Below are 260 nucleotides of genomic sequence, written 5' to 3'. Positions count from 1 at the left end.
CGACGACGCGTAGTCGTTGGAAGCGGTGATGGTGAGCTGACCGTTGGCGTCGATCGTCGCGGCCAGGTTGTTGGCCTGCAGCTGCGTATTGAGCTGGTCGAGCGTCTTCACCGTACCGTTGGTGCCGTCACCGAAGGTGACCTTGACTGCCGTGCCGCCGTTGAAGGAGCCGAAAGTCAGGGTCTTGCCGGCGATGCCGCCGATGCCGGACGTGCGGGCCGCCTGGAAAGCGTTGGCCGAACCGGTGTTGCCGGCGAGAC

General features: G+C 65.4%; 1 pseudogene. It reads right to left on the bottom strand.

The window, feature by feature from the left end:
- Nucleotides 1-260: pseudogene (locus AC0L27_RS41410) on the bottom strand (DUF1522 domain-containing protein); the annotation flags it as partial.

This window comes from Bradyrhizobium sp. Ken51 (genome assembly GCF_055807435.1).
Note: the sequence above shows the minus strand (reverse complement) of the source record. Positions and strands in the feature narration are given on the sequence as shown.